This is a genomic window from Kitasatospora sp. NPDC034023 (assembly GCF_055575795.1).
Map to the genome: position 1 here is coordinate 197,891 of NZ_JBVIRY010000010.1, position 6,704 is coordinate 204,594.

The following is a 6,704-nucleotide window of genomic DNA, read 5'->3' on the forward strand; positions in this document are numbered from 1 at the left end:
ACTGTGAACGGCGACGGCCCGCGCGGGATACCGCCGATTCCGCGCGGGCCGTCCACCGCTGCTCAGCCCTTGAGGTTGAGCGAGGGGAAGAGGTCCTCGAACGGCTGGGTGGTCACCGAGACGCTGCGGGAGAACGGGTTGTCGAAGTCCCAGATCATGAACAGCAGGAAGGCGATCAGCGCGCTGAAGCAGAGTGCCAGGATCAACTCCCGCGGCGTGTTCCGGATCTGCAGCGCGAACAGCATGCCGACCGTCACCACGGCACCGCCGAGCAGTCCGAACCAGACCACGTCCGGCATGGTGGGGCCGGCGTTCTGGCCGCGCGAATTGCGGGCGTCGGAGGCCTGGTCGATCCGGTCCAGGATCGGCTGGTAGGCCTGCGACTCCAGGTCGGAGGCCGGCGGCCGGGTGGCGACGTCCGTCTGCAGCTTCTGCAGCAACTGGCCGCCCTTCTCGGTGAGTTCGCCGTGCTCGCGCATGTAGTCCCACTCGGTGTTCACCACGTACGTGACGTAGGCGTCCACGTCGGCGCGGACCTGGTCGCGGAACTCCACCGGGTAGACCACCGCCCGGTCGCTCACCTCGCGCAGCGACTGCGCCTCCCGGAACAGGTCGTCCTGGGCGGCGCCGCGCCCCTCCCAGACACCCGCGATGGCGAGACCGAGGACGATCGCGTAGACCACCCCGATCATCATCGTGATGTACTCGATGACGTCCGGCGTCTCGTCGGTGCTCTCCACCGTGCGCACGCGGCGGTGCCTCAACAGCACCACCGCCACCACGACGACACAGGCCGCCGCCATGGCGATGACCAACGCCACCCACTCGGACATGGGAACTCCCTTCTCTGGCTTGGCTTGTGACGGAACAGAAAGATCGGAGGCGGCCCCGGGGCCGGAGCGGTCCCGGGGCCGACCGACGGGCGTCGGGGCCCGTGGTGGGTCAGGACCGGCCCGCGCGGCCTCGACCGCGGCCGCCGCCACCGCCCGGGCGCAGGGCCGCCGCCGCGAGCACGGCGGGGACCATGACCAGCAGCATCGTCTTGGTCATCGAGGCGCCGTGGTGACGCTGCGGCACACTCATCGGCTTCGAAACGGGCACGTGGAACGTCGGCCGCGCCGACGGCACCGGCCACAGCGGGCTCGGGCGCACCGGGCTCGGCGGGGCGGCGCTCAGGGCCGCCGGACTGGGCACGACCGGACTCGGCACGACCGGGACAGCGGGTGGCGGCGGGACCGGCGCGGGAGCGGGCGGATCCGGAGCGGGAGCCGGGGGTGCCGGGGCCGCAGGTACGGGCGGCGGCGGCGCGGGCGGCGACGGGGGCGGCGGGGTGGGAGCCGGCGTCGGGCTGGGCGTGGGGGTCGGCGTACGCGTGGGGGTCGGCGTCGGCGTGGGGGTCGGCGTAAAAGTCGGGGTCGGCGTGGGGGTGGGCGTAGGTGTAGGCGTGGGGGTGGGCGCATGGGTCGGCGTAGGTGTAGGCGTGGGCGTCGGACTCGGGCAGGGGTGCGGGTGGTGATGGTGGTGACCCCAGTCGTGCCAGTCGTGCCAGCTGTGCCCCCCGCGCTCGCCGTGCCCGTCCGGCCCCTCGTGCTCGTCGTCCGGCCGCCCGGGCTCCGGCCGTGGTCCCGCCGAGGACGAGGGAGCCGCCGGGAGGGGAGTGGCCCGGGGCGTGTGGCACGGGTGGTGGCCTGACGGGGGCCTGTGGCCGTGGTGTCCGGTACCGGCGTTGGGGGCGACGCTGACGCCGACCTGGACGTCGACGCCCACCCCGACGCCCACGCTGCCGCCCGGCCCCACCGACACCGACACGTCGGTCTCGGTGCAGACGCAGGTGTCCACGGCCGGGCCGTGCGGATACCCTCCGGCGTGCTCGGCCCCGGACGCGGTCGCGCCGGTGGCCAGTGCGCACATCGCGACCACGCCGACCGCCGCGCCGATCAGCCGTACCCGCCGCCCGGAGACCGCCGACCCGCCGGCGTGCAGCGGTATCCGGCGTAACTGCCGACGCTGGGACATGGGCTCCACACACCTCTCGGGTCGCATGGGGGGAAGGACGGGACAAGACAGGACCGGCCGGAAGCGGTCGGCTCCCGGCCGAGAATCGATCGGACACGACCAAAAGTGGTCAAACGCGCGGCGGACGGCCCACCTCCGGGGGTGAGCCGTCCGTCATCAGGTCAAACGATCTTGGTGCCGGCCGGTTACGGCCCGCACGCACTGTTCCGCACGAACGTGTTCCGCGCGCTCAGTGGCGGCGGTGCGCGATCTCGACGTTCTCCAGCACACCGACCGCGTCCGGCACCAGGATCGCGGCCGAGTAGTAGGCGCTGACCAGGTACGAGATGATCGCCTTCTCGTCGATCCCCATGAAGCGGACCGAGAGGGACGGCTGGTACTCGTCCGGGATGCCGGTCTGGTGCAGGCCGATCACGCCCTGGTTGTCCTCACCGGCACGGATCACGAGGATCGAGCTCGTGTTCTCCTTGGTGATCGGGATCTTGTTGCAGGGCAGGATCGGTACCCCGCGCCAGGCCGGCACCTGCTGCCCGCCGAGGTCGACGTGGGTGGGGTACAGGCCCCGCGCGTTGAACTCGCGGCCGATCGCGGCGATGGTCCGCGGGTGGGCCAGCAGGTAGTCGGGGTCGCGGCGGCGGCTGAGCAGCTCGTCCAGGTCGTCCGGGGTGGGCGGGCCGGAGTGGGTCTGGATCCGCTGGTCGAAGTCGGCGTTGTTGAGCAGGCCGAACTCCGGGTTGTTGACGAGCTCGTGCTCCTGGCGCTCGCGCAGGGCCTCGATGGTCAGCCGGAGCTGGTGCTCGATCTGGTTCATCGGCTGGTTGTACAGGTCCGCGACGCGGGTGTGGACCTTGAGGATGGTCTGCGCGACGCTCAGCTCGTACTCACGCGGATTGAGCTCGTAGTCCACGAAGGCGCCGGGGAGCTCGTACTCGCCGTGGTGACCGGCCGACATGGCGATCTCGGCCTCGCCGCGCTCGTTCTGGGCCTGCAGCGGCAGGGCCAGGAAGGCCTGCAGGTGCTCCTGCAGGCTGGGCGCGTTGTCCCGGATGGCGGCGAAGTCCGCCCGGGTCAGGGTGAGGGCCACACCGGAGGTGACGGTCTTGGCGGTGCAGTCCCAGACGGCGTCCGGGTTCAACAGGGAGTCGTCACCGAAGCGGTCGCCGTCGGCGGCCACGCCGATCTCGGTCTCGTCGCCGTACTTGCCGGTGCCGAACAGGTTGATCCTGCCGTGCGCGATCAGGAAGATCCGGTCGGCGGCCTCGCCCTGGGTGGCGAGCACCTCACCGGGGCCGAAGTCCCGCTGCTGGCAGCGGTCGGCCAGGGCGGTGAGCACCTCCTCGTCCTCGAAGCCGCGCAGCAGGGCCAACTCACCCAGCTCCGCCGGGATCACCCGGACCTGGGAACCGGTCTTGATGAACTCCACCACGCCGTTGCCCACGGTGTAGGTGAGCCGACGGTTCACCCGGTAGGCGCCACCGGCGGCCTGCACCCAGGGGAGCACCTTGAGCAGCCAGCGGGAGGTGATCTCCTGCATCTGCGGTGCGGACTTGGTCGTGGTGGCAAGGTTGCGTGCAGCGGCCGTCGCAAGGCTCTGCTGCTTGACCTGCTCTGTCTCCGGGCTCGTGTCCACGGGCATCGGCAGGGGTCTCCATTCCTGTGGTCGGGTCACGCGGCCAGGGCCGTACGAACGAACCGCCCTGGCGCATGCCGTGACGGATCCTCAGATCCGTATATCGGTGGGGGCGTTGGCGAACTGTCGCGATGCGGCCGCCCTCTCCCGGCGGCCCATCCGGAACCCTAGATCACCAGAACCCGACCAAGGCCGTACGGACGCCCAGTACCCCCCGATAGGGTGAATCTCGCGTGGTCCGCCCCCACCGCCCCGAAAACCGGAGGAACATCCGTTCGCACCTGCGATCCCCGTGCTGCCAATGGCTTTCCCACCCGTCCCCGACCCCGTCGGACGGCCCCGGCGGCCACCGGCCGGCGTCAACCCGGCACACCGGTCGGACGGTTCAGGCCACCTCAAAACCCGCGTCGCACCCGGTCGAGCCGCAGACAAGCCAAGTCGGACGACATCGGCAGGCCGGGGAGATCGACCGGACCGACCGGGCCATGGGGCATCGAGGCACGCGTGCGCCCGGCCTGCCATCCGCCCACGACGCCGCGGACGGCCCGTCAGGTGCCGGAACGGGGGCGGCCGGCACCTGACGGGGGAACGGGGGATGCGCAGTGGGGGCGTGCGCCGGGGACGGTCGCGGGCCCGCGCCGGGTCGGGATCGGTTCGAGACCGGGTCACTCTCGGGTCAGGCGCAGGCGACCTGGGTGCCGGGGACCCCGACGATGCCCGCGTTGTTGCTCAGCCCTGCGTTGTACTCGTAGTACAGGTAGGAGTAGAAGTCGATCCGGGTGGCGTCGCCGCAGGCCGAGTCCGGGGCGATGGCGTAGGTCACCGTGAAGGTGCTGCTGGCGCCGGGTCCGAGCGGCACGTTGTACCGGGCGATGCCGCCGTGGACGTTGTCACTGCAGCCGTTGGTCTGGGTGCCGCAGGCGGTCTCGGTGAACTTGAGGCCGGTCTGCAGGCTGGTTCCGTAGGTCTCCTGGACACTCTGGTAGACGAACTGGATCGGGGTGTCGTAAGGGTTGGTGAGCGTCAGCGTGAGCGTGAACTCGCCGCCCCGGACGGTCGTCTGCTTGTCGGAGACGGCGGTGAGGGGCAGCGGGGTGTCGGCCCGGGCGGGAGCGGCGGAGAGGAGCAGACCGACGACGAGGGCCGGGCACGCGACGAGCGCGGCGCGGATCGGATGTGTTCTGCGCATGACCAAGGAGCGTAAGCGGCGGCACCGCTTGGGCTGCTCTCCTCAGCCCGGTTCCGTACCGACGCAGGAGCGGTGCGCGGACGCCGTGGACCGGCAAGTCGCGTTCCGGCCCCACCGGGGCGCCCGGGAGCCTATCCTTCGCCGCTCCCCCGCCCTCGGTCTCCCGCTCGCACCCCGGCCCGAGGCCCCCGCCCTGAGGACTCAGCCCTCAGGACTCAGGCGGACGGCGGCAGGATGTCGCAGAGCGCCTCGACCGCCGCCGTGTAGGCGTGGTCGGGCGGCGTGGCGTAGCCGACCACCAGCCCGTCGACGGCCGGCATGGCCTCGGGGGTGATCGCCGGGTGCCGGAAGTCGGCGAGGCCGTCGACGGCCAGGCCCCGGTAGGCGGCAGCCTTGAGCACCGAGCGCTCGGTGCCGGGCTCCAGCCGCAGCACCGCGTGCAGGCCGGCCGCGATGCCGGACACCTCGATGTGCGGGGCGTTCACCGCGAGTGCGGCCACCAGCTGGTCGCGGCGGTCCCGGTAGTGGCGGCGCATCCGGCGCACGTGCCGGTCGTAGCCGCCGGAGTCGATGAACTCGGCGAGGGTCAGCTGGTCCAACGCGCTGGCCCAGCCCTCGCGTTCGCCCTTGGCGGCGAGCACCCGGTCGACCAGGTGGTCCGGCAGCACCATCCAGCCGAGGCGCAGCGCGGGGGTGAGGCTCTTGCTGGCGCTGCCGAGGTAGACCACCCGCTCCGGGTCGAGGCCCTGGACGGCGCCGACCGGCTGGCGGTCGTAGCGGAACTCGCCGTCGTAGTCGTCCTCCAGGACCAGTGCGCCGCGGCCGCGCGCCCAGTCGACCACGGCGGCGCGGCGGCCCGGGTTCAGCGGGCCGCCGGTGGGGAACTGGTGGGCGGGGGTGAGCAGGGCCGTACGGACGGTCCTGTGGTGCGCCAACTCGTCGACGAGGGCGCCCTGTTCGTCGATCGGCAGCGGCACGGCTGTGACCCCGGCGGCGGCCAGCAGCCCGTGGTGGAAGCCCAGGCCGTACGCCTCGACGGCCAGCGGCCCGTTCTCGGCGGGCGGCAGGACGGGCCTTGCGCCGTCGAAGAGCAGCCGCAGCGCGTGGGCGAAGCCGGAGCAGATCACGATCCGGTCCGGGTCGGTGCGCACCCCCCGGGCGCGGGCCAGGTAGTCGGCGAGGACGGTGCGCAGCTCGCGCCGGCCCTGCGGATCGCCGGGGCCGAAGGCCTCGTTGGGCGCGGCGGTGAGGGCCCGGCGGGCGGCGGCCAGCCAGGCGGCACGGGGGAAGGAGGCGCCGTCGGGCTGGCCCTGGCGCAGGTCGTGCCGGGGCCCGGGGCGGCGCGAGGGCCGGCGGGCCTGGGCGGGCGGGACGGGTTCGGCGCGTTCGGCGACGGTGGTGCCGGATCCCTGACGAGCGGTCAGCCAGCCCTCGGCGACGAGTTCGGCGTAGGCCTCGGCGGCGGTGTTGCGGGCCAGGCCGAGGTCGGCGGCGAGCGTCCGGTACGGCGGCAGGCGGGTGCCGGGCGCCAGCCGGCCGCTGCGGATCGCCTCGCGCAGGGCCGTCATCAGTGCGGCGCGGCGGCCGCCGGTGGCGGGGAGGTCGAGGTGCAGGTCGTTGCCGGTCGGGTGGGCGGGCTCGGAAAGGTGCGTGCCCCGCGTGTCCGTCATGTTCACGCACCCTACCCGCCGCCCCGTCCCCGCCCGGCGGGCGGTCGGCCCGGGCGGCGGGCGCACCCGGGCCTGCGGACGGACGACAGTCACCGGCCGGCTCTTACTGAAATTGGCGCTTCAGGGTGATGGCGGCGGGAGGTCGAGGGAGAGGCCGGTCCCGGCGAGGAATCCGTCGAGGATGTCGGGGCGGTACTGG

At 72.9% G+C, this 6,704-nt stretch carries 4 protein-coding genes; all 4 read right to left on the minus strand.

Going from position 1 to position 6,704, the window contains the following annotated elements:
* Positions 1-62: 62 nt before the first annotated feature.
* The 4 genes from ACZ52R_RS16805 to pdxR all read right to left on the minus strand — a co-directional run bounded on the left by ACZ52R_RS16805 (position 63) and on the right by pdxR (position 6,505).
* Positions 63-833 carry a bestrophin-like domain gene (locus ACZ52R_RS16805; protein ID WP_465618127.1) on the minus strand — a complete coding sequence of 257 codons (771 nt, stop codon included), beginning with the start codon at positions 831-833 and terminating at the stop codon, positions 63-65.
* Positions 834-2,245: 1,412 nt separating this feature from the next.
* Positions 2,246-3,652: a family 2B encapsulin nanocompartment shell protein gene (locus tag ACZ52R_RS16810; protein WP_465753660.1), complete on the minus strand. Its 1,407-nt coding sequence runs from the start codon at positions 3,650-3,652 to the stop codon at positions 2,246-2,248.
* Positions 3,653-4,322: 670 nt separating this feature from the next.
* On the minus strand, positions 4,323-4,835 hold the full coding sequence (locus ACZ52R_RS16815; RefSeq protein ID WP_360494087.1) for a hypothetical protein: 513 nt from the start codon (positions 4,833-4,835) through the stop codon (positions 4,323-4,325).
* A 215-nt stretch (positions 4,836-5,050) separates the two neighbouring features.
* A complete protein-coding gene (gene pdxR / locus ACZ52R_RS16820; RefSeq protein ID WP_465753661.1) occupies positions 5,051-6,505 on the minus strand; it encodes a MocR-like pyridoxine biosynthesis transcription factor PdxR in 1,455 nt (484 codons plus the stop codon).
* Positions 6,506-6,704 lie beyond the last annotated feature (199 nt).

What these genes read in the sequence shown, in the direction of transcription:
- ACZ52R_RS16805 (WP_465618127.1), bottom strand. Translation starts at nt 833, where the DNA reads ATGTCCGAGTGGGTGGCGTTGGTCATCGCCATGGCGGCGGCCTGTGTC.
- ACZ52R_RS16810 (WP_465753660.1), bottom strand. Translation starts at nt 3,652, where the DNA reads ATGCCCGTGGACACGAGCCCGGAGACAGAGCAGGTCAAGCAGCAGAGC.
- ACZ52R_RS16815 (WP_360494087.1), bottom strand. Translation starts at nt 4,835, where the DNA reads ATGCGCAGAACACATCCGATCCGCGCCGCGCTCGTCGCGTGCCCGGCC.
- pdxR (WP_465753661.1), bottom strand. Translation starts at nt 6,505, where the DNA reads ATGACGGACACGCGGGGCACGCACCTTTCCGAGCCCGCCCACCCGACC.